A 19,454-nucleotide genomic window follows, 5' to 3' on the forward strand; every position below is an offset into this window, starting at 1 on the left:
CAAACCGGCGGCTTGCGCTATCTTACCGGCCATCATGACAAGTGTCGAAGACGCCAGGAAATTTTACGCGCAGCTGATGGCGGCCAATGCCGGCTCGGCCGATCCGCGCCTCGAAGAGGCGTTCGCCACCGTTCCGCGCGAGGCCTTTCTCGGTCCCGGACCCTGGGCGGTAGTCGCCGGCAGGGCGCTCACCACCGGCAACGGCAAGATCATGACGCCGAGCGCCGATCCTGTTCACATCTATCAGGACGTGCTGGTGGCGCTCGATGCCGACAAGGGCATCAACAATGGCGAACCCTCCTTGCACGCGATGTGGATCGGCAGGATCGCCCCCAGACCGGACGAGGCCGTCACCCATATCGGCGCCGGCACAGGCTACTACACCGCCTTGCTGGCGCGGCTGGTTGCGCCCGGCCCGGTGACCGCCTTCGAAATAGAGGCAGATCTTGCTGCCAGAGCAACAAAGAATCTCGAAACCTACGGCAATGTAAGCGTCGTCCACGGCGATGCCGTCACCGGCGATCTGCCGCCGTCCGACATCATCTATGTCAATGCCGGTGTCGTCGCACCGCCGGCTCCTTGGCTTCGGGCGCTGAAAGCGGGCGGCCGCATGATCTTTCCCTGGCGTCCGTCCCAGGGCGTCGGCCTGGCCGTGATGGTAACCCGCAACGACAAGGGCTTTGCCTGCGACCCCTTCATGCGCTCGTGGTTCATCCCCTGCGTCGGCGCCTCGGCGGCCGGTTCGGCGGCCAAAATCCCCGACCTCCAGAAGGCGGCGCGCAGCCGTTCGATCTGGCTGACGTCAGACAGGGCGCCGGACCGGACCGCCACCGCCATCATCGGCGACGTCTGGTTTTCGTCGCAGGCGCTTGGCGGCGGGCGACGGCGGTAGGTACCCTTGTCGGCCGGCAGCGTTTTTTTGCCAACGCCTGTCGGGCGGCCGCCGGCCTGTCCGTCCTTAGTTTAGATCGAAATCCGGCCCTGACGGCGCGGATCCTGGAAAAGGAAAATCCAATGCGAAAGATCATCGCTTCCACCTTCGTCAGCCTCGACGGCGTCATGCAGGCGCCAGGCGGCCCGGAAGAAGACCCGGTTGGCGGCTTCGAGTTCGGCGGCTGGACGTTCCACTACTTCGACGAGGTGGCGGGGGTGGCCATGGAGGAATTGTTCTCCAAACCCTTCGCCCTGCTGCTCGGCCGCAGAACCTACGACATCTTCGCCGCATACTGGCCGCACCAGAAAGATGCGATCGGAGACGTCTTCAACCCCGCGATCAAATATGTGGCGACACATCGGCCGGATTCGCTCACCTGGGAGAACACGCAATGGCTTGGGGAAGATATCGTCGCGGCGTTGCGCCGCCTCAAGAAGGAAGATGGGCCTGACCTGCTCATCCAGGGTTCGAGCGAACTGATCCAGACCTTGCTGGCCAACGGTCTGATCGACGAAATCCGGCTGATGATCTTCCCGCTGCTGCTGGGCAAGGGCAAGCGGCTGTTCGATGGTGGTGCGATGCCGGCCGCTTTCAAGCTGGTGAAGTCGCAGGCTACCACCACCGGCGTCATCATGGCGACCTACGAACGCGGGGGTGAGGTCAAAGTCGGGTCGTTCGCCACGCAAGAGCCGTCAGAGGCCGAGCTCGAGCGGCGTAAGAACTGGAAGTGACAGGGACAGGCTTGGCACCTTTCCTCTCCCTCCGGAGGGGGGAGAGGAAATCCAAGTTCTGTCAAGCCGCCACAGCCCGCCGTGCCAACCCATCCCGGATATACCGCGCGAACTCCTGCGCTGCCGGCGCCGCGCCATACTTCGGCAAATGCAGATTGATGGAAAAATTCGGCAGCGGCGGCAGCCCGGCATCGAAAGGCAGGATGTCGAGGTCGGCGGGAACGGTGGAGGCCAGCCAGGCGGTGACGGCAAGGTCGGAGCGCACTGTCGCGGTCGTCGCGTCGATGTTGCCGTTCTCGAACACGGTGCGCCATTCCAGCCCGTGCTCGTTCAGCGCCGACAGCACCACCGGTCGGAAGGCGCAGGTGTCGGCGACGATCGACACCGGCAGCGGCCGCTTGGCACGGGCGACGCCGCCCTTGGCCCCCACCCAGACCAGCCGGTCAATGGCCAGGCATTCGCCGGCCGACGGGCCAACCCGTTCCTCGATGACGGCAAGATCGATAGTGCCGGCCGCAAGGGCCGCGGCAAGATCCGGCGAGGCGGCGCAGAGTAGGGATATCTCAACCTGCGGATAGGTCTCGGCATAGGCTTTCAGCACCGGCGCCAGCAAGGTGCCGACAAGGTCATAGGGAACACCGAGCCGCACCTGGCCGGCGACCTCGGTGCCCGCCATCTCGGCCCAGATCTCGTCATTGAGGCCAAGCAACCGTTTGCCCTTGCCGAACAGCCGCTCGCCGGGCCGCGTCAGCCGCAAGCCACGCCGGTCGCGCTCGAACAGGCTGCAGCCCAGCGCCTCCTCCAGCCTTTTGATCTGCTGGCTGACGGCGCCTTGCGTCAGATGCAGCGCGTTCGCCGCCGCCGTCATGCTGGCCTTGTCGGCGACAGTGACGAAGGTGCGGATCAGCGCTGTGTCGAGGTTACGGATCATGGTTGGCATTATATCTGCTAATGCCAACCATCGCAAACATTGCATTTACTGAAGTATGCAGAAGTCTACCGTAGGGCCTTCGATGGAGGACGCCTCATGTTGCAGCCCATCTTTCCGCTCATCCTGTTTGCCTTCGTGGCCACCGTCACGCCGGGAATCGCCACCACCCTGTCGACTGCTTCAGGTGCGCAGTTCGGCTTTCGCCGTTCCGTTCCCCTATTGATCGGCAGCGCTGCCGGCCTCGCCACCGTGACCGCTGCTGCCGCCGCCGGGCTCGCCGGTCTGCTGCTGGCTATGCCTTCGCTGCAACTGGCGATGAAAATCATCGGCTCGCTCTATCTCATCTGGCTGGCAATCAAGATCGGCCGCGCCGGGCCGCCTAATCTCGATGTGGCGATGGCAAAACCCAACAGCTTCTTCGGCGGCGCCGGCATTCAATGGATGAACCCGAAGGGCTGGGCGATGGGACTGGGGGCGGCGGCCTCGTTCGCAGCCCTTGCCGACGGGCCGGGACAACTCGCGCTGCTGCTCGGCTCGACCTTCGGCCTCACTGCAGCCGTCTCGCTGTCGATCTGGTGCGTGGCGGGCATGGTGCTGGCACGGCTGCTCGAGACCGAATGGCAATGGCGCGCGCTCAACATCGTGCTGGCGCTGGTGCTGGCTGCATCGATCATACCGATGTGGCGGGGAGCGTAAACGCAGAGGTCGGCGCCAGTACCCCCACCCGGACCTGCGGTCCGACCTCCCCACAAAGGGGAGGTAGGGGAGCGCGCACTTTACCCTCCCCCTTGTGGGGAGGGCCGCGAACGAAGTGAGCGGGGTGGGGGTCCTGGTTCGCGAAGCGAACAGCTACTCTCAAGCAGCATAGCGGGCAGCAGGCTTGTCGGCGTGCAGGCTGCCGTAGAAGACTTGCCTTGCGCCGAGGAAGGTGTCGAGCTTGGTCGCATCGGCAAGTGCCGGCACGGTGACGGCTTCGCCCCTGGATAGGCCCACAAGCGCGGCATCGACCATATCGTCGGCGGACATGATGATCTCCTTCGGCAGATTGTCGATGTCGCCGCCGGCAAGCTCCCAGAAATCGGTGCGGGTCGCGCCCGGCAGCACCGCCTGCACCTTCACATTGGTGCCGGCGACTTCGCGGTGCAGCGCCTCGGTGAAGTTGACGACATAGGCCTTGGTGCCGCTGTAGATGCCGCCGAACGAGGTATCATAGGCGAGCACAGAGGCGATGTTGACGATGGCGCCGCGGTTGCGCGCAAGAAGCCCCGGCAGAACGGCGCGGGTCAGGCGGGTCAAGGCGATGACGTTGACCTTGATCATGCGCTCGGCCTCGTCGGCGTCGGCCGTTGCCACCAGGGCCTGGCCACCAATGCCGGCATTGTTGACCAGCAGCGTGACGCTGTCGTCGGCTGCGATCGCCTGCTCGACGCGGCGCACATCATTGTCGTCGGCAAGATCGGCTGATATCACGCTGACCTTGCGCTTGTAGGCATATCGCAGCTTTTCAGCCAGTTCCTCCAGCCGGTCGGCGCGCCGCGCTACCAGCACCAGATCGTAGCCCTGCCCGGCCAGCCGGTCGGCATAGACAGCACCTATGCCGGCCGATGCGCCGGTGACGACTGCGGTACCCTTGTTGTCCTGTCCACTCATTGTCCTGTTCCTTTTTTCTGCCCGGCGAGACAGGTCGATGAACCCTCGTCCCGCCCTGATCTCCAATTAGTGGCATATACCACTTTCCGGGAAGTAGGCATATACCACTATCTTGTCAACGGAGGCGGCAGAAACTATTTTCTGCGGCAGGCCGGCAGCGGTTTTGTCGGCAAGGAGTCGTGATGAGCAAGACCGCGCTGCCGGGATTTAGCCTTTGCAACAACGCCACGCTGCGGCGGGCCGCGCGCAAGCTCGGCCGCTTCTATGACGATGTAATCTCCCCTTCGGGTCTGAAGGGCACGCAGTACGGCCTGCTCTACCAGATCCATGTCAGCAACGAGCCGGCGATGGGCACGATAGCCGAAGCGATGGTCATGGACCTGTCGGCGCTCGGCCATACGCTGAAGCCGCTGATCCGCGACGGCTATGTCGACACCTTCGCTGACAAGGACGATCGCCGCGTGAAGCGGGTGCGGCTGACCGACCAAGGCCTGGCCAAGCTCGAGGAGACGACGAAATTGTGGACCATTGCCCAGCAGCGCTTCGAGGCGCTGGTCGGCCCGCAACGAGCGGCAGATCTGCGCGCTATGCTGGATGAAGTCGCGGCGCTGGAATACGACGTGCCGGCGGCCGCCCCTTCAAGCTGAAAGAGCGGCCGCCGGTCCTTTGCAAAGATCTATTCGGCCGGCATAGCGACCGGCCGGGCCGCCCAGCGGCCGGCCAGCACCACGCCAAGCCCGATCAGCGGGAAGATGGCGGCGACCAGGCCGAGATCGGCCGGCACGCCGTAGCGCAGCACGGCGCCGCCGACCACAGCACCCAGCGCCACGCCGAGATAGAGCGCCGAAGCGTTGAGCGACAGCACGATCGGGGCGGCGTCGGGCGCCAGCTTGATGATGCGGCTGGCCTGCGCCGGCGGAAATGCCCAGCCAACCATGCCCCACGGCACCATCATGGCCATCAATGCCGGCCCGGCGAGATGCTGCGGCAGGAAGGTCGGGATGACCGAGAGCATCACCAGCATGACGGCGCTCAGCGCCAGCGACCAGCCGACGGTGCGCGTCGCACCAAAACGGTCGGCCGCCTGGCCGCCGGCTATGTTGCCGATGACGGCGCCGACACCGAAGGCGAGCAGCATGCCGGGCAGCGCAATCGGGCTGAGGCCGCCGCTCTGGATGGCCAGCGGCGCGATATAGGAAAACACCGAGAAGGCGCCGATCAGGGCAAGAGCGGTGGTCAACAGGATCGGCATGACGCCGGGGCGCAGCGCCGCAGCCAGCCGCCGCCTGAGCGGCAGCTTGGTGCCGACAATGCCGCGCGGCAGCCGGTACCACAGGATGGCGCCGACCAGCGCGCCGAGCCCGGCAATGGCAAAGAAGGTCCCGCGCCACCCGGCTATCGTGGCAACCAGCGCGCCGAGCGGTGCACCGAGCGCAACCGCCACCGTGGTTCCGCCGACGACGACTGCAATGGCCCGCGCCCGGTGGTGGTCATCGACCAGCGCCACCGCCGTGCCTTGAGCGGTCGCGGCAAACAAGCCTGACGACAGCGCCATGATGATGCGGGCAATGAGCAGCAGTTCGAAGGACGAGCTCAGCGCCGCCACCACATTGCCGATGACGAAGAACGCCAGCGTCCACAAGATGACGCGGCGCCGGTCCCACTCGCCGGTCAGCGTTGCCAGGATCGGCGTGCCGATGGCGTAAGCCAGCGCGAAGGCGGTGATCAGCGTGCCGGCGAGCGGAATGGAAATGCGGGCGTCGGTGGCGATGTCAGGCAGCAGGCTGGAGATGACGAAGCCTTCGGTCGAGATCGTGAACGATCCGAGCGCAAGCCAGAAGAGGCGCTTGTCCATTGGGGTAACCTTAGTTCAAAAGTTATTGAACAATTGGACATAACAGGGCATGATGTCAATGAAGCCAGACGAAAATAGCTGAAGCCTGCTGACAGCCCTGTGTCAGGACAGCCATTGGGCCAATCGCGAACGGACTGTGCATGCCCGCGAAACATGGACGCGTTGAAATCGCCACAGACTGTGCTTAGTTTCGGGCCATGACTTTGCCGCACCCCAATACGGACCAGATCAGCCTGCCGGTCGTGCTCGGCGTGCTTGGCGACCCGACCCGGCTCGCCATCGTGCGCTATCTCGCCAGCAAGGAAGGCGTGCCGTTGAACTGCAGCCGGTTCCTCGACCTCGGCTCCAAGACCAATCTCAGCTATCACCTGGCCAAACTGCGCGAAGCCGGCGTCACCCGCGCCGAAGTGGCCGGCACCAACCGGATGATCACGCTACGCCGCGCCGACCTCGACGCTCGCTTCCCCGGCCTGCTCGACAGCGTGATTGCGGCGGCCGGAGATGATCCGGCTCTGCCCATCGTCGGCGGCCACGACATCGAAATGCCGGCGTAGCTGGTGCCGAAGTCAGGCCGCTCCTAGCGCTGCCAAAAACCGATATGCGGGGCGAGGAGCTCCTCGTCCATCTCGGGGAAGGGTCCGTGGACCTCGACCGGCTTCTGCCCGGAGCCGAGGACTGTGCGCGACGAGAGGTTCATCGTCGGATTCTCGGCGTGGTTGCCAGTCAGCGCGAGAAGCTTGGTCTCCTCGAAGCCGTAGACCAGCCGGCCGATATTGGCCCAGTACAGCGTTCCCGTGCACATCGCACAGGGCTCGCCGGTTGTGACCAGCGTGCAGGACCAGAGGAATTCCGGCGGATAGGCGTCCGCGGCACGCCGGGAGAGCTCGGTTTCGGCGTGGCGCACGGTGTTGATGTTTCCTTGCCGCATCAGGATGCGATCGTCGGGGCCGACGAGCACGCAGCCGAAAGGATGGTGCCCATGCGCGGCAGTCTCGCGCGCGACGTCATTGGCGGCGCGGAGGTGGGCAACCATCTGGTCGCGGGTCATCGCCTGGTCCCTCCCCAGATGAACTCTGGAACGGCGTGGACGCTAGCAGATGGAGTGCTTCCGCGATAGCCAGCTCCCGGCTGTCTCGAACGATCTCAAAGGCTTGATAATGAAGGCAGCGCCTTGATAGGAAGACGGGCCGCAAGCCTCCAACGGGGCTGCACCAAGGAGCCCGCCGCATGCGCATTGCCGTTCTCGCCGACATCCATGGCAATGTGCTGGCGCTGGATGCCGTGCTCGCCGATCTAGCGCGGCGCGGCGGCGCCGATCTCACCGTCAACCTTGGCGACTGTGTCTCCGGCCCGCTCTGGCCGCGCGAGACGTTCGAGCGGCTCGAAGCGCTCGACCTGCCGACGGTGCGCGGCAACCATGACCGCCGCGTCGCGGTCGATCCGGCCGACGATATGATGTGGGCTTCAGACCGCTATGCGCAGGAACGGCTGACATCAGCGCAGCGCGAAGCCCTGCTCGCCCTGCCCTTCACGCTGGAGATTGTTCCCGGCGTGGTCGCTTTCCATGCGCGGCCCGACCATGACGAGAAATACCTGCTCGACGCGATCGTCGATGGCCAACTGGTGCGCGCGCCGCTTGCCGCTATTCAGCGGCGGTTGCAGGCGCTGGACCCGGCCTGCCGCATCGTGCTGTGCGGCCACAGCCACCGCGCGGAACTGGTCCGTATCCCCGGCGGCCCCTTGCTCTTCAATCCCGGCAGCGTCGGCGCCCCCGCCTATGAAGATGACACGCCCCCGGCGCATGTTTCGGAGCAAGGCAGCCCGCATGCGCGCTACGGCATCCTCACCTTGGATGGCGATGGTCCAGACCGTTTCGAGACCATCGCCGTCGACTACGACCACGAAGCGGCGGCGAGACAGGCCGCACAGGCGGGCCGACCGGAATGGGCGCATGCGCTGAGGACCGGCTTCATGCCCAAACCCTCTTGGCCAGGCTCCGCTTGACCGCACGGCTGCGCCCTGCTTCCGCCTCGCGGCACCAAACATCGGACGCATTTTCAGACTTACATGGCCGCGTATCGTCCCTTATAAAACCGCCTTGGCATACGGCAGGACTGCTGCCGCAAGGGTAATCGGCGCACGGCCAAATGATGAGGCGCACAATCCGAACCATTTTGCATCGACTGACTGGCGCTCCGCTCCTGCGGGCAGCCCGGTTGTTGGCGGGTCCGTTGGTGGTGGGCCCGTTGTTGGTGAGCTTGCCGGCCAATGCCGAGGACGCGCCTGCCGACATCGTTTCCATAGTGACCGAGCTCGGCCCAGGCGATCTCCTCAACATCCGCGCCACGCCGTCGCCGGTCGGCAGAACCCAGGCGCGTCTGCCGATCGGCTCGAGCGTCAGGAATTTCGGCTGCAACGAAGTGGACGGCCACCGCTGGTGCAAGGTCGAGGAGATTGACAATCCACTGGTCAAAGGCTGGGCGCCCGCGCGCTATCTTATCCCCGACAATCCGACCGTGGTCGAAGTAGACGCCGCGCCGCCCCAGGTGACCGCCAGCGCTGAAGCCGGCGGCCCGACGCTCGCGCCCGACATGTCGACGCAGCCGGCCGACGTGGCCGCAGCGCCCCGGACGACTGCACCCGCCGCCTCTGCCGCTCCGGCTGCACCCACTCAGGCTCCACCCACCCCGGCTGCACCCGCGCCGGCTCCACTCGACCTGACGGAGCGCCTTGGCGGCACGGATCCGGGCGCGCCGAAGTCCGCCGCCGAGATCGGCAGGACCGCCATGCAGGATGCTTACGGCCTTGCCTTCGCAGCGAATGAAAGTCCGCCGACGGATGAAATCCCTGCCACAGAGGCTCCGGCAACGGAGGCCACAGGGACGCCGGAACTCGCCGCCGCCGCGTCTGCGGGAGCAGCGCCGGATACAGCGTCCGCGCCGGGGGTACCATCCCCGACGCCACGGCCAGACCAGGCCAAAGCTGCGACCGCTACGCAAACCGTTGCACGGCTGGAACCCCCGCCCGCCCTCGGCGCCACCGCCGAGATCCCCTGTGCCCGCTATGTCGGACAACCGATGACCCGCTGCGCCGTCAACATCGTCCACAATGGCGCCGACAAGGCAGACATCACCGTGACCTGGCCCGACGGCGGCACCCGCGTCATCTCCTTCTCTGCCGGCATGCCGGCCAACTCGGATTTGGGCAAGGACTTCCGCTTCACAAGGGAAGGCGCCCTCAACATGATCCGCGTCGGGGTATCCGAGCGGTTTGAGATTACGGATCAGCTCGCGCTGGGGGATTAGGTGTCAGGCAGTAGGGAATGGCAATAGGCGCCTTAACCTCGCTCCTGCCTAATCCCCACTGCCTGATCCCTACTGCCTAATCCCTACTGCCTAGCCTCATTTTCGGGGTTACATCTCCCAAAACTCTTCCCTATAAGGCCCTCCTAGCCTGATACCAGAATCGCAAGCACAACCGGCCGGGTCTTCCCGTCCCGGTTTTTCGTGCAAGCCGCTCGCCGAACGGAACTCACAACGATGCCAAGACGCACCGACATCAAGTCGATCCTGATCATCGGGGCCGGCCCCATCGTCATCGGCCAGGCCTGCGAGTTCGATTATTCCGGCACACAGGCCTGCAAGGCGCTGAAGGAAGAGGGCTTTCGCGTCATCCTGGTCAATTCCAACCCGGCCACCATCATGACCGACCCGGAACTGGCCGACGCCACCTATATCGAGCCGATCACGCCTGAAGTCGTCGCCAAGATCATCGCCAAGGAGCGGCCCGACGCGCTGCTGCCGACCATGGGCGGCCAGACCGCGCTCAATACCGCTCTGTCGCTGCGCCGCATGGGCGTGCTCGAGCGCTACAATGTCGAGATGATCGGCGCCGACGCCACGGCGATCGACAAGGCTGAGGACCGGGCGCTGTTTCGCGAGGCGATGAAGAAGATCGGCCTGGAAACGCCGAAGTCGATGCTGGCCAATGCCACCGACGTCAAGAACGCCGACCGCAAGACCCATGAGGCCGAGCGCGCCGCCGTCAAGGCCGAGGCGCCTGCCGACCTCGATGCCGCGCTCGACGCGCTGGAAACCCGCTGGAACCTCGGCGAAGGCGACCGCAAGCAGCGCTACATCAGCCATGGCATGGCGATTGCCGCCCAGGCGCTCGACCATGTCGGCCTGCCCGCCATCATCCGCCCGTCCTTCACCATGGGCGGCACCGGCGGCGGCATCGCCTACAACCGCGCCGAATTCTACGACATCGTCCAGTCCGGCCTCGACGCCTCGCCGACCACCGAAGTGCTGATCGAGGAAAGCGTGCTCGGCTGGAAGGAGTATGAGATGGAGGTCGTCCGCGACAAGGCGGACAATTGCATCATCGTCTGCTCGATCGAGAACATCGACCCGATGGGCGTACACACCGGTGACTCGATCACCGTCGCCCCCGCGCTGACCTTGACCGACAAGGAATACCAGATGATGCGCAACGCCTCGATCGCGGTGCTGCGCGAGATCGGCGTCGAGACCGGCGGCTCCAATGTGCAGTTCGCCGTCAACCCGGCCGATGGTCGGCTGGTCGTCATCGAGATGAACCCGCGCGTCTCGCGCAGTTCCGCTTTGGCTTCGAAGGCGACCGGCTTCCCGATCGCCAAGATCGCGGCCAAGCTCGCCGTCGGCTACACGCTGGACGAGCTGGAGAACGACATCACCGGCGGCGCCACGCCCGCCTCCTTCGAGCCAAGCATCGATTACGTCGTCACAAAAATCCCGCGCTTTGCCTTCGAGAAATTCCCCGGCGCGGAGCCGGTGCTGACCACCGCCATGAAGTCGGTCGGTGAAGTCATGGCCATCGGCCGCACGTTCCAGGAGTCCTTGCAAAAGGCGCTGCGTGGGCTGGAAACCGGCCTGACTGGTCTCGACGAAATCGAAATCCCCGGCCTCGGCCACGGCGCCGTAGCTGCCAACCACGCCGACGACCGCAACGCCATTCGCGCCGCACTCGGCACGCCGACGCCCGACCGGCTGCGCATGGTGGCGCAGGCGATCCGCATGGGCACCTCGCTGGAAGACGTGCACGCAATGTGCAAGATCGACCCGTGGTTCCTCGAACAGATCGCCGGCATCGTATCCATGGAAGCCCGCATCCGCGAGCACGGCATCCCACAGGACGCCGTCAATCTGCGCATGCTGAAGGCGATGGGCTTCTCCGATGCCCGCCTCGCCTCGCTGACGAAGAACGACGCCGAAGTGATTGCGAAGATTCGTGAAAAGCTCGACGTTCATCCGGTTTATAAGCGCATCGACACTTGCGCGGCCGAGTTCGCCTCGCCCACCGCCTACATGTACTCGACCTATGAAGTGCCCTTCGCCGGCGCGCTCGCCAACGAGGCGCAGGTGTCATCGCGAAAAAAAGTCGTCATCCTCGGCGGCGGTCCGAACCGCATCGGCCAGGGCATCGAGTTCGACTATTGTTGCTGCCATGCCGCCTTCGCGCTGCGCGACGCCGGCTATGAAGCGATCATGATCAACTGCAATCCGGAAACGGTCTCGACCGACTACGACACTTCCGACCGGCTCTACTTCGAACCGCTGACGGCGGAGGACGTGCTGGAGATCCTGCGCGCCGAACAGGCCTCGGGCGAGCTGGTCGGCGTCATCGTCCAGTTCGGCGGCCAGACGCCGCTGAAGCTGGCCGATGCGCTGGAGAAGGCCGGCATCCCTATCCTGGGCACGTCACCCGACATGATCGATCTCGCCGAAGACCGCGACCGCTTCCAGAAGCTGCTGCACAAGCTCAACCTCAGCCAGCCGAAGAACGGCATCGCCTATTCTGTCGAGCAGGCCCGCCTCGTCGCCGGCGAGCTCGGTTTCCCCTTGGTGGTGCGCCCCTCCTATGTGCTCGGCGGCCGCGCCATGCAGATCATCCATGACGAGGGCATGCTGCAATCCTATCTGCTCGACACCGTGCCTGGCCTGGTGCCGGAGGACATCAAGCAGAAATACCCCAACGACAAGACCGGCCAGATCAACACGCTGCTGGGCAAGAACCCGCTGCTGTTCGACACCTATCTCTCCGGCGCCATAGAGGTCGATGTCGACTGCCTCTGCGACGGCACGTCGACCTTCGTGTCGGGTATTCTCGAACACATCGAGGAGGCCGGCATTCACTCGGGCGATAGCGCCTGCTCGCTGCCGGTGCACTCGCTGCCTTCCGAACTGGTCGACGAGTTGGAGCGCCAGACGGCGGCGCTTGCCCGCGCGCTCAATGTCGGCGGCCTGATGAACGTGCAGTATGCGATCAAGGACGGCACGGTCTATGTGCTGGAGGTCAACCCGCGCGCATCGCGCACCGTGCCCTTCGTCGCCAAGACCATCGGCCGGCCCATCGCCAAGATTGCCGCACGCATCATGGCCGGCGAAAAGCTGGAAGACGCCTTCGCCCATTACGGCGCGATGCCCGACCCGAGAAACCCCGGCCACATCGCGGTCAAGGAAGCCGTCTTCCCCTTCGCCCGCTTCCCCGGCGTCGACATATTGCTCGGCCCCGAAATGCGCTCGACCGGCGAGGTCATGGGCCTCGACCGCGACTTTGCGCTGGCCTTCGCCAAGAGCCAGCTGGGCGCCGGCGTCGACCTGCCACGCTCCGGCACGCTGTTCGTCTCGGTGCGCGACGAGGACAAGGCCGGCATCCTGCCGGCGGTCAAGCGCCTCGCCGGTCAGGGCTTCAAGGTGCTCGCGACATCCGGCACCGCCCGCTTCCTCGCCGAAAACGGCGTCGACGCGCAGAAGATCAACAAGGTCCTGGAAGGCCGCCCCCACATCGAAGACGCCATCCGCAATCGCCAGGTCCAGATCGTCTTCAACACGACCGATGGCCAGAAGGCGGTGTCGGACTCCAAGTCGCTCCGCCGCGCGACGCTGATGCAGAAGGTACCGTATTACACGACGCTGTCAGGCGCTGCGGCGGTGGCGGAAGCGATTGCGGCGCTGAAGGCAGGGAGCCTGGAGGTTCGGCCGCTGCAGGAGTATTTTGCGTAGGGCATCGCCGAATGCCAGCTAGTGGTTCTAACAACGTGCCAGAAATTCCTTCGTACTATCTATAACCTCAACCAAGTTCTGGATTGGGGTTATCTCCCAGGTCTGAATGAACGCTCGCGAGAGAAACAGGTTCAACGGGCCTGGTTGTGTCGTCGGCGGCAGCTTTGAACCATCTGCTTCTTTAGCTTTTCTAAGAATGGAAAATTGTATCTGACGAAGATAGTATATGTCATTGTAAAGAAAGTTTAATATATCGCAAGATCGAAACATGACGTTCAGCGACAACTTTCCGTCTCTATATTTAAAATCTCCGCTTGTAGGACAAGGGACGTAGCCAGGCCATCTTTTATTGTATAAGTCAGAAGGCCTAAAGAAAGTAAAAACGTGGGTACTAGCACGCGGAAACGCTGAGACTTCGCTTACTATTTTATCGATTTGGTTGATGGCATTTAGCGGGACAGGTCTAGAAGCTGTGTCGGGAAAATTTTCTAGCCGGCTGCGATAGCTAGGTTTGCTAACTCGATTCTTTTCCGAGGTATAGACACGAGCCGTTCTTTCGATCGCCTTTAGTCCCCGAATACCAAGCAACTCGCCGTACTCATAGCGTCGCTCAGCGAAATATGTGAATCTTTCCGGTGAATATGGTATAAATATAACTAGAGGGCTTATCTCTAGCGATCTTTTAACCCGCTTGCCCTGCAAAAAAACTTCGGAGATCGCCCTGCAACAGGCATCAGTTTCCGATTTTGACGTTATTGCGTAAGTCATCAATTATTTCTTTTGCGGGTGAACACATCAGAACCGCCAACGCCAAACCGAAGAAGAACATCGACGTGACGGTTCCCTTTTTTGTGACACTATACATCTTCTTCAGATTGGTTTGCCGATAATTCTGCAGAAGGTACAAAATGAATACCTGCTGGAGATCTTCTTTTAGCATGACTTCACGATCTAAAGATCCGGAAATAGCTTTCAAGAAATTTCTAAAATTTCTCCGAACATCTTCAACCGCCGCCTCCTTGTCGTCGTGCCCGAACAGATCGTCGAGATCGTCTATAACATCGCCGGAAACCGTATACCTGTAGTACCAGCTTTTGATGTCAGCGGCTTTTCTATGGGGATGATTTTTCTCAGAAACGTGAGTGTACATCACGATCAGGCGGCACGCCGTAATTCCGAGTACTACCAAGCCCAAGCCAAGAAAGAAAACAAAATATCTAGATCCTCCAACCGAATTAACTATCGCAGCCGCAGCAGCAATAAATGATAGCATGCCTAGAGCGGCTTGAAACAACTTACCACGCTGATCTTCATACCAATCGTGGCGCCCAACGGCGTACTCGATCATACGATACGCTCTATCTTGCAAATCGCCGTTTTCGCCAAGTTCGTATTCGGCAGCGACCTCCGATAATTTCTTGCGAATTTGGGGCTGCATAGTTGGCCTTTGGTGCGAGCGTATGGATGAGTCTCACCGTCGATTAGAGCATATAACGCGCTACTACATCCACGTGTTGTTATCGACCCACGGCAACGAATCCGAAAATAAGACTTTCAGAATAGCCCCTCACCCCTGCTCCGGATACGGCATCCCATGCTTTGTGCAGGAACCACCAGCCGACTAGGCTTATCATGTCGATGTCGGAGCAAGTGATGACATCGTCGGGGTCACGCGAACCGACCTCCAGATAGCGCGTCCTCATCGACGAGCGGTTGATCATGTGGTGGCCGTTGCCGCTGTTTCCGGCGAAGGCGGCGGTAGCTTGCCTCGAGCAGCGTCTCACCGCTGTCTTGGACCAATCTCAACTCGACAGGGAAGCTCACGCCACCGCCACACACTCGATCTCGATATCAAACTCCATCGGCCAAGACGCCACCGGCACGAAACTCCGCGCGGGCGGGTTGGTCGAAAAGTACCTCGCATAGACCCGGTTGATGGCGTTGTAGAAGCCCGAATTGACGGCGTAGATGCGCACCATCACCACGTTCTCCAGCGAGGTGCCGGCCGCTTCCAGGCAATGTTTCAGCGCCTTCAGCGACGCCTCGGTCTGCGTTTCGATGTCGCCGCGCACCATTTCGCCGGTCACCATGTCCACCGGCGGCGTCGCCGAGACGAACGCGAAGCCATTGGCCCTCACCGCGGTCGAGCAGGGCAGCCCGAGCGCCCGTACCTTGGCCGACATGACGGGCACTTCGATGACTTCTTTTTTCATGGTGATGCTCCCTTTGTTTGGCAAGGTTAGCGCCAAGTCCCCCTCACCCAGCCTCCGCTTCGCTCGGCTGACCTCTCCCCGAGGGGAGAGGAGACTGCGAGCGCCAGCGCTTCCCTCTTCTCCCCAGCGGGGAGAAGGTGGCCGCGAAGCGGTCGGATGAGGGGGCCTGCGCCACCTTTGATTGTGAGGAGCTTATCCCCCCGCCCAGCGAACGCCAGCGCCGAACCATAGTCCAGCTTCACCCCTGCCCCGGATAGGGCATGCCGTCCTTGTGCAGGAACCTGCCATCCGAACTCGGGCTCATCATGTCGATGTCGGAGCAGGTGATGAGATCATCCGGATTGCGCGAGCCGACCTCGAGATAGCGCGCCGTTGTGGACGAGCGGTTGATCATGTGGTGGCCGTTGCCGCTGTTCTTGGCAAAGGTCGCGCAGTCGCCGGCCTTGAGCAGCGTCTCGCCGCCATCCTCGACCAGCACCAGTTCGCCTTCCAGCACATAGACGAGCTCGTCCTCATGGCTGTGCCAGTGGCGCTGGCTGGACCAGCCGCCTGATGGCAATGTCATCAGGTTGACGCCGAAATCGGTGAGGCCGCCGGCATCGCCGAGGCGGTGGCGTGTGCGCTCGGCGCAAGGGGCGTCGAAGGGCGCGGGGTAGCCGGAGCCCTTGCGGACAGGCACGGTGGACAGGTCGATCTTGGGCATGGGAGCTCCATTGAATTGGTGGCGGCAATGTATGTCACTGCCGGCGCAGCCACAGAGCCACTTTGCCGCAATGCCTTGCCAACGGCAGGCATCGGCCGTCGCACTCTACGGCGCCCCCCTCTGTCCTGCCGGACATCTCCCCCGCAAGGAGGGAGATTGGCTGTCGCCTCAGCCTTCGCCAATTTTCACCGTCGCAAGAAAGCACGGCGCCGACGCTGCTGATCTCCCCACTCGTGGGGGAGATGTCCGGCAGGACAGAGGGGGGCGCCGTAGAATGCTATTGCTGGCCAGTCACCAGCCCTCAACCCTGATGCGCGGCCGCGAGTTCCTTCACGTGCTTCTCGTGCATCTGCAGCGTCGGCAGCGTCTTCTTGGCGAATTCCTTCATCGCCGGGTCGTCGCCCGAGTTGGCATAGCTGCTGAAAAGGGCAACTGCCTCCTTGTGCGCGTCCGTCTGCATCTGGATGTACTTGGCGTCAAAATCCTTGCCGCTTGCGCTCTTCAACTCGTCGAGCATTGCCTGCTCCTTCGGCTGCAGGGCCGGTCCCGCGGCTTTGGTCGAACCGGTGGTCTGGCCCTGGCTCAGCGCCGCCTTGAACTCCTTTCCGGCTTTGGTGTGGTCCTTGACCATCTGCTTGGCGAATTTCTTGACGTCAGCCGCCTTGGATTTCTCCTCCGCGAGCTTGCTCGACTGGATTTCGAATTCGTTGGAGCTGGGCACGGTCTTGACGAAGGTTGGGGTATCGACCTTGCTGGCGGCCATGGCAGGCGCGACCGCGGTCGAGTTGGCCGCAAAGGCGGCAGGGGCACCGGCGAACAAGGCGACGGCGGCAATGGTGAGAAGCGTTTTCATCTGAGTTCTCCGATTGAAAATTTCCCTCGGCTAATCAAACGCGGCATTGGCGGCAGGGTTGCGTCCGGAGAACTATTCGTCAGGGACCATCTGCCGAAGAGCCGTCCCGAGCCCCTGGCGGACCAACCTGAGGACAGCACGCCTCGCCATATTGCAGCTGTTCGTTCCAGTTCGGCCGACCCTCAGGCGTGAAATCCATAAGGTTCCACAGGATCTCGCAGATGCCGATGGCGCGCTGATCCTAATGGACGGCGCTGCATTGGGAGCCGGTTGCACTTCCCTGTATTGCGTCTGCAGGTTAGGTTTCCGGAGCTGGGGAGACACATGCAAGAGGATGAAGAGATCGATCTGCGCTGCCCGCAAGTGGTGGCCGACAATGCCGCCAAGGGGTTGAGGCTGCGCAAGCAGTTCGGCCGTGGCGGCACCGAGATCGGCGTCGCGCGGGCGACGGAACTCAAGAACCGCGAAAAGCTGGCGCCATCCACCATCCGCCGCATGGTCAGCTATTTCGCCCGCCACGAGGTCGACAAGCGCGGCAAGAATTACGGCAATGAAGACAATCCATCGGCCGGCCATATCGCCTGGCTGCTGTGGGGCGGCGACGAGGGCCGCGCCTGGGCGCTTGAGCTCAAAAAGAAGATCGGCAATGCGCCTGATATCTGAGGGCTGCCGCAAAACGACTGGCGGGCCCCAAACCCCCGCCTGGGACCCGCCAAGGAGTGGCTGAACACATGCCGGTGCAGCCCCTCCACATCTGCCAGTCGTCGATCCGCCATCGGTCGAAAGGCATGGATGGTGAGGTAGCATCCGGTTGCGACGGCCTATGTGAAGCAGTTCACAATCCGAAGGATTTCAACAGCGCTCGAGCAATTCCAGGAAAAGTGGGAACCGGTTTTCCTGGGAAAAGCGCGTAGCGTTTTCCCCAGGGAATTGCGGCAAGAAAAAAGCCCTTACCCTTCCCATGCGACAGGCATCATTCCCAGCCGCTCGTAGAGCCGGAGCGCGGCGGCGTTCTCGACCGTGTTGGTCTTGAGGTCGACATGGGCCGCGCCTCGATCGCGAAAGGCGTTGAAAGCCTGCCACATCAGCGCTTCGCCAATTCCTTTGCCGCGCGCTTCGGGATGGACCGCGAGGTCCTTGACGAAAGCCCTCGTCCAGCACAGCGCTGCCGCCGCCAGCCGTCCCTTGGCGTCGATGACCAGGAAACACAGCGCCGGGTCGAATTCGGCATCGCTGGATATGCGCGGCCACCATTCGTCGAACGGGCCGTCGGTGCCGTCGTCGAACACCTCGCTCAAAAGCGCATGCAAGGGCTGCGCGTCACCATGTTCGAAGCAGCGCATGGTAAAGCCGTCCGGCCAGTGCGGTGCAACGAGCGTCTCGTCGAGGATCTTGCGCAGCCGGATGTCGTTTGGAGCCGGCGGGCGCGGTTCAGGCATCGTGCTCAGGCGTCGGGCTGCAGCCGGCGGCGCTTGCGGTCGACACCGAGGCCGGTCGCCTCGAGCAGGCCTTTGCGCTTGGCGTCGAAATAATAGCCGGTCTGGTAGAGCCAATCGGCCTTCTTGGCGTTGCCACCCGCCACCAGCCAGGCGCCACGCAGATATTTGACAGCGTATTTCAGATTGGTTTCGGCGTCGAACAAGCCCTTGGCCGGCCCGTCAAAGCCCATGCCGCGCGCCGTCGCGTGCTTGATCTGCATCAGGCCCCAATGGCCGTTATTGTAAGCCTTGGGATTGTAGGTGCTTTCGCGATTGACGACGTGGCGCACCAGATCGACCGGCACCTCGTAGAGAGCAGCGTATTTCTGGATCAGCCGGTCGACATCGCCGCGCATGCCGGTCGCATGCTCTTCTTCCGGGAGACCGAGCGGCGCGGCGGGGAACTGGCCCAAGGAAGCCGGGTTCTGCGGCACGACATAGGCTACCTGCTGCACGCCGGGCATGGCGTTCTGGCCGCCCTTGGCGGTCGCCGGCATGACAAGGCCGGCGGTCTTATATTGCGCCGCGACCGGCTGTCCAGCGTTGGCGGGCGCAGGCGCCTGCCAAGCATTGGCGGCCAAGACCGCGGGCACGGCCGGGGCCGTGGGCGTCGCGCCGGCAAAGGCCGCCGTCGCGGCAACCGGCTGCGCAGCGGCATCGAGCGCTGGCGTGGCCGGCGTCGCTTCGGCCGACTGAACGGGTGTTAGGCCCGAGGATTGCGGTAGCACCGAAACCGTATCGGGCAGCGGCAAGGTGAAGCCGGCATCGCTGCCGGCGGCGGTCGCGGTTTCGGTCAGCGCAGGCGTGGCCTTCATCTGCGAGGTCGATTGGCAGCCGCTGAGGGCAGCTGCGCCGACGATCACAGAGATCGCGATAAGGTTGAACTTTGCTGGCAAGCCGCGCGGGTCCGATTTGTCGGTTGTTAAGAAGTCCTTACACCAGCGATTCCTGGTGGGCAATCGGGACCATCTGGTGGTTTTCGGGTGGCGAGAGCCGGGCTCAGATGCCATATTGTTCTGCATATGTACCGGTCGGCATCCCGGTTTTCGCCACTTTGCGGAAA

20 protein-coding genes are annotated in these 19,454 nt (G+C 63.1%); 9 read left to right on the plus strand and 11 right to left on the minus strand.

All coding sequences use genetic code 11. The features are described from left to right. The first annotated feature begins 34 nt into the window (after positions 1 to 34). Both NLY37_RS15445 and NLY37_RS15450 read left to right on the plus strand, forming a co-directional pair. Positions 35 to 892: a protein-L-isoaspartate O-methyltransferase family protein gene (locus tag NLY37_RS15445; protein ID WP_023733300.1), complete on the plus strand. Its 858-nt coding sequence runs from the start codon at positions 35 to 37 to the stop codon at positions 890 to 892. A gap of 122 nt (positions 893 to 1,014) precedes the next feature. Continuing rightward, positions 1,015 to 1,665, plus strand: coding sequence for a dihydrofolate reductase family protein (locus NLY37_RS15450; RefSeq protein WP_023733301.1), 651 nt, complete (start codon positions 1,015 to 1,017; stop codon positions 1,663 to 1,665). Positions 1,666 to 1,726: 61 nt separating this feature from the next. Here NLY37_RS15450 and NLY37_RS15455 read toward each other — a convergent pair whose 3' ends face one another. After that, complete coding sequence (locus tag NLY37_RS15455) at positions 1,727 to 2,605, minus strand: LysR family transcriptional regulator (RefSeq protein WP_033003919.1); 879 nt, start codon at positions 2,603 to 2,605, stop codon at positions 1,727 to 1,729. 87 nt (positions 2,606 to 2,692) lie between these two features. Here NLY37_RS15455 and NLY37_RS15460 point away from each other — a divergent pair, with 87 nt between their 5' ends. Further along, positions 2,693 to 3,292, plus strand: coding sequence for a LysE family translocator (locus NLY37_RS15460; protein WP_023672428.1), 600 nt, complete (start codon positions 2,693 to 2,695; stop codon positions 3,290 to 3,292). Between the two features lie 159 nt (positions 3,293 to 3,451). On the opposite strand, the gene NLY37_RS15465 is transcribed toward NLY37_RS15460, so the two are convergent. Next, positions 3,452 to 4,246: an SDR family NAD(P)-dependent oxidoreductase gene (locus NLY37_RS15465; protein ID WP_023741112.1), complete on the minus strand. Its 795-nt coding sequence runs from the start codon at positions 4,244 to 4,246 to the stop codon at positions 3,452 to 3,454. A 182-nt stretch (positions 4,247 to 4,428) separates the two neighbouring features. Between NLY37_RS15465 and NLY37_RS15470 the strand changes: the two genes are divergently transcribed. Next, positions 4,429 to 4,893, plus strand: a complete 465-nt coding sequence (locus tag NLY37_RS15470; protein ID WP_023741110.1) for a MarR family winged helix-turn-helix transcriptional regulator — start codon at positions 4,429 to 4,431, stop codon at positions 4,891 to 4,893. 29 nt (positions 4,894 to 4,922) lie between these two features. On the opposite strand, the gene NLY37_RS15475 is transcribed toward NLY37_RS15470, so the two are convergent. Next, positions 4,923 to 6,101 (minus strand): MFS transporter, encoded by a 1,179-nt coding sequence (locus NLY37_RS15475; protein ID WP_023683782.1) that lies wholly within the window; start codon positions 6,099 to 6,101, stop codon positions 4,923 to 4,925. Positions 6,102 to 6,298: 197 nt separating this feature from the next. Here NLY37_RS15475 and NLY37_RS15480 point away from each other — a divergent pair, with 197 nt between their 5' ends. Continuing rightward, complete coding sequence (locus NLY37_RS15480; RefSeq protein ID WP_023683780.1) at positions 6,299 to 6,655, plus strand: ArsR/SmtB family transcription factor; 357 nt, start codon at positions 6,299 to 6,301, stop codon at positions 6,653 to 6,655. Between the two features lie 23 nt (positions 6,656 to 6,678). Here NLY37_RS15480 and NLY37_RS15485 read toward each other — a convergent pair whose 3' ends face one another. After that, positions 6,679 to 7,149 (minus strand): nucleoside deaminase, encoded by a 471-nt coding sequence (locus NLY37_RS15485; RefSeq protein ID WP_023691527.1) that lies wholly within the window; start codon positions 7,147 to 7,149, stop codon positions 6,679 to 6,681. A 179-nt stretch (positions 7,150 to 7,328) separates the two neighbouring features. On the opposite strand from NLY37_RS15485, the gene NLY37_RS15490 reads away from it, so the two are divergent. The 3 genes from NLY37_RS15490 to carB all read left to right on the plus strand — a co-directional run bounded on the left by NLY37_RS15490 (position 7,329) and on the right by carB (position 13,144). Continuing rightward, on the plus strand, positions 7,329 to 8,105 hold the full coding sequence (locus tag NLY37_RS15490) for a metallophosphoesterase family protein (protein WP_023741109.1): 777 nt from the start codon (positions 7,329 to 7,331) through the stop codon (positions 8,103 to 8,105). Positions 8,106 to 8,353: 248 nt separating this feature from the next. Then, positions 8,354 to 9,406, plus strand: coding sequence for an SH3 domain-containing protein (locus NLY37_RS15495; protein ID WP_286442804.1), 1,053 nt, complete (start codon positions 8,354 to 8,356; stop codon positions 9,404 to 9,406). A gap of 234 nt (positions 9,407 to 9,640) precedes the next feature. Continuing rightward, the gene (gene carB, locus NLY37_RS15500) at positions 9,641 to 13,144 is read left to right on the plus strand and encodes a carbamoyl-phosphate synthase large subunit (RefSeq protein ID WP_023741107.1); all 3,504 of its coding nucleotides are present in this window, start codon (positions 9,641 to 9,643) and stop codon (positions 13,142 to 13,144) included. A 27-nt stretch (positions 13,145 to 13,171) separates the two neighbouring features. Here the strand turns inward: carB and NLY37_RS30800 are convergent, their stop codons facing one another. From NLY37_RS30800 to NLY37_RS15525, 5 genes are all read right to left on the minus strand, one after another. Beyond that, a complete protein-coding gene (locus NLY37_RS30800) occupies positions 13,172 to 13,912 on the minus strand; it encodes a thymidylate synthase (protein ID WP_155921624.1) in 741 nt (246 codons plus the stop codon). Beyond that, the gene (locus NLY37_RS15505) at positions 13,878 to 14,582 is read right to left on the minus strand and encodes a hypothetical protein (protein ID WP_023741106.1); all 705 of its coding nucleotides are present in this window, start codon (positions 14,580 to 14,582) and stop codon (positions 13,878 to 13,880) included. Before NLY37_RS15505 ends, NLY37_RS30800 begins: the two co-directional genes overlap by 35 nt. A 382-nt stretch (positions 14,583 to 14,964) precedes the next feature. Further along, positions 14,965 to 15,357, minus strand: a complete 393-nt coding sequence (locus NLY37_RS15515; RefSeq protein ID WP_023741105.1) for a RidA family protein — start codon at positions 15,355 to 15,357, stop codon at positions 14,965 to 14,967. Between the two features lie 238 nt (positions 15,358 to 15,595). Next, positions 15,596 to 16,060, minus strand: a complete 465-nt coding sequence (locus tag NLY37_RS15520) for a cupin domain-containing protein (RefSeq protein ID WP_023672418.1) — start codon at positions 16,058 to 16,060, stop codon at positions 15,596 to 15,598. 301 nt (positions 16,061 to 16,361) lie between these two features. Beyond that, complete coding sequence (locus tag NLY37_RS15525; RefSeq protein ID WP_023741104.1) at positions 16,362 to 16,913, minus strand: DUF4142 domain-containing protein; 552 nt, start codon at positions 16,911 to 16,913, stop codon at positions 16,362 to 16,364. A 324-nt stretch (positions 16,914 to 17,237) separates the two neighbouring features. Here NLY37_RS15525 and NLY37_RS15530 point away from each other — a divergent pair, with 324 nt between their 5' ends. Further along, positions 17,238 to 17,576 carry a hypothetical protein gene (locus tag NLY37_RS15530; RefSeq protein WP_023683772.1) on the plus strand — a complete coding sequence of 113 codons (339 nt, stop codon included), beginning with the start codon at positions 17,238 to 17,240 and terminating at the stop codon, positions 17,574 to 17,576. Between the two features lie 287 nt (positions 17,577 to 17,863). Here NLY37_RS15530 and NLY37_RS15535 read toward each other — a convergent pair whose 3' ends face one another. Then, the gene (locus NLY37_RS15535; RefSeq protein ID WP_023741103.1) at positions 17,864 to 18,352 is read right to left on the minus strand and encodes a GNAT family N-acetyltransferase; all 489 of its coding nucleotides are present in this window, start codon (positions 18,350 to 18,352) and stop codon (positions 17,864 to 17,866) included. Between the two features lie 5 nt (positions 18,353 to 18,357). Next, positions 18,358 to 19,287 (minus strand): lytic transglycosylase domain-containing protein, encoded by a 930-nt coding sequence (locus tag NLY37_RS15540; RefSeq protein WP_023741102.1) that lies wholly within the window; start codon positions 19,285 to 19,287, stop codon positions 18,358 to 18,360. Positions 19,288 to 19,454: the final 167 nt, after the last annotated feature.

Source organism: Mesorhizobium sp. C395A, assembly GCF_030323205.1.
Classification (GTDB): Bacteria; Pseudomonadota; Alphaproteobacteria; order Rhizobiales; family Rhizobiaceae; genus Mesorhizobium.

Bases quoted from the DNA above. Each gene is read 5' to 3' on its own strand.
- NLY37_RS15450 (WP_023733301.1), top strand. From the start codon at position 1,015: ATGCGAAAGATCATCGCTTCCACCTTCGTCAGCCTCGACGGCGTCATG.
- NLY37_RS15485 (WP_023691527.1), bottom strand. From the start codon at position 7,149: ATGACCCGCGACCAGATGGTTGCCCACCTCCGCGCCGCCAATGACGTC.
- NLY37_RS15460 (WP_023672428.1), top strand. From the start codon at position 2,693: ATGTTGCAGCCCATCTTTCCGCTCATCCTGTTTGCCTTCGTGGCCACC.
- NLY37_RS15475 (WP_023683782.1), bottom strand. From the start codon at position 6,101: ATGGACAAGCGCCTCTTCTGGCTTGCGCTCGGATCGTTCACGATCTCG.
- NLY37_RS15445 (WP_023733300.1), top strand. From the start codon at position 35: ATGACAAGTGTCGAAGACGCCAGGAAATTTTACGCGCAGCTGATGGCG.
- NLY37_RS15490 (WP_023741109.1), top strand. From the start codon at position 7,329: ATGCGCATTGCCGTTCTCGCCGACATCCATGGCAATGTGCTGGCGCTG.
- NLY37_RS15455 (WP_033003919.1), bottom strand. From the start codon at position 2,605: ATGCCAACCATGATCCGTAACCTCGACACAGCGCTGATCCGCACCTTC.
- NLY37_RS15530 (WP_023683772.1), top strand. From the start codon at position 17,238: ATGCAAGAGGATGAAGAGATCGATCTGCGCTGCCCGCAAGTGGTGGCC.
- NLY37_RS15535 (WP_023741103.1), bottom strand. From the start codon at position 18,352: ATGCCTGAACCGCGCCCGCCGGCTCCAAACGACATCCGGCTGCGCAAG.
- NLY37_RS15505 (WP_023741106.1), bottom strand. From the start codon at position 14,582: ATGCAGCCCCAAATTCGCAAGAAATTATCGGAGGTCGCTGCCGAATAC.
- NLY37_RS15520 (WP_023672418.1), bottom strand. From the start codon at position 16,060: ATGCCCAAGATCGACCTGTCCACCGTGCCTGTCCGCAAGGGCTCCGGC.
- NLY37_RS15470 (WP_023741110.1), top strand. From the start codon at position 4,429: ATGAGCAAGACCGCGCTGCCGGGATTTAGCCTTTGCAACAACGCCACG.
- carB (WP_023741107.1), top strand. From the start codon at position 9,641: ATGCCAAGACGCACCGACATCAAGTCGATCCTGATCATCGGGGCCGGC.
- NLY37_RS15515 (WP_023741105.1), bottom strand. From the start codon at position 15,357: ATGAAAAAAGAAGTCATCGAAGTGCCCGTCATGTCGGCCAAGGTACGG.
- NLY37_RS15480 (WP_023683780.1), top strand. From the start codon at position 6,299: ATGACTTTGCCGCACCCCAATACGGACCAGATCAGCCTGCCGGTCGTG.
- NLY37_RS30800 (WP_155921624.1), bottom strand. From the start codon at position 13,912: ATGACTTACGCAATAACGTCAAAATCGGAAACTGATGCCTGTTGCAGG.
- NLY37_RS15525 (WP_023741104.1), bottom strand. From the start codon at position 16,913: ATGAAAACGCTTCTCACCATTGCCGCCGTCGCCTTGTTCGCCGGTGCC.
- NLY37_RS15465 (WP_023741112.1), bottom strand. From the start codon at position 4,246: ATGAGTGGACAGGACAACAAGGGTACCGCAGTCGTCACCGGCGCATCG.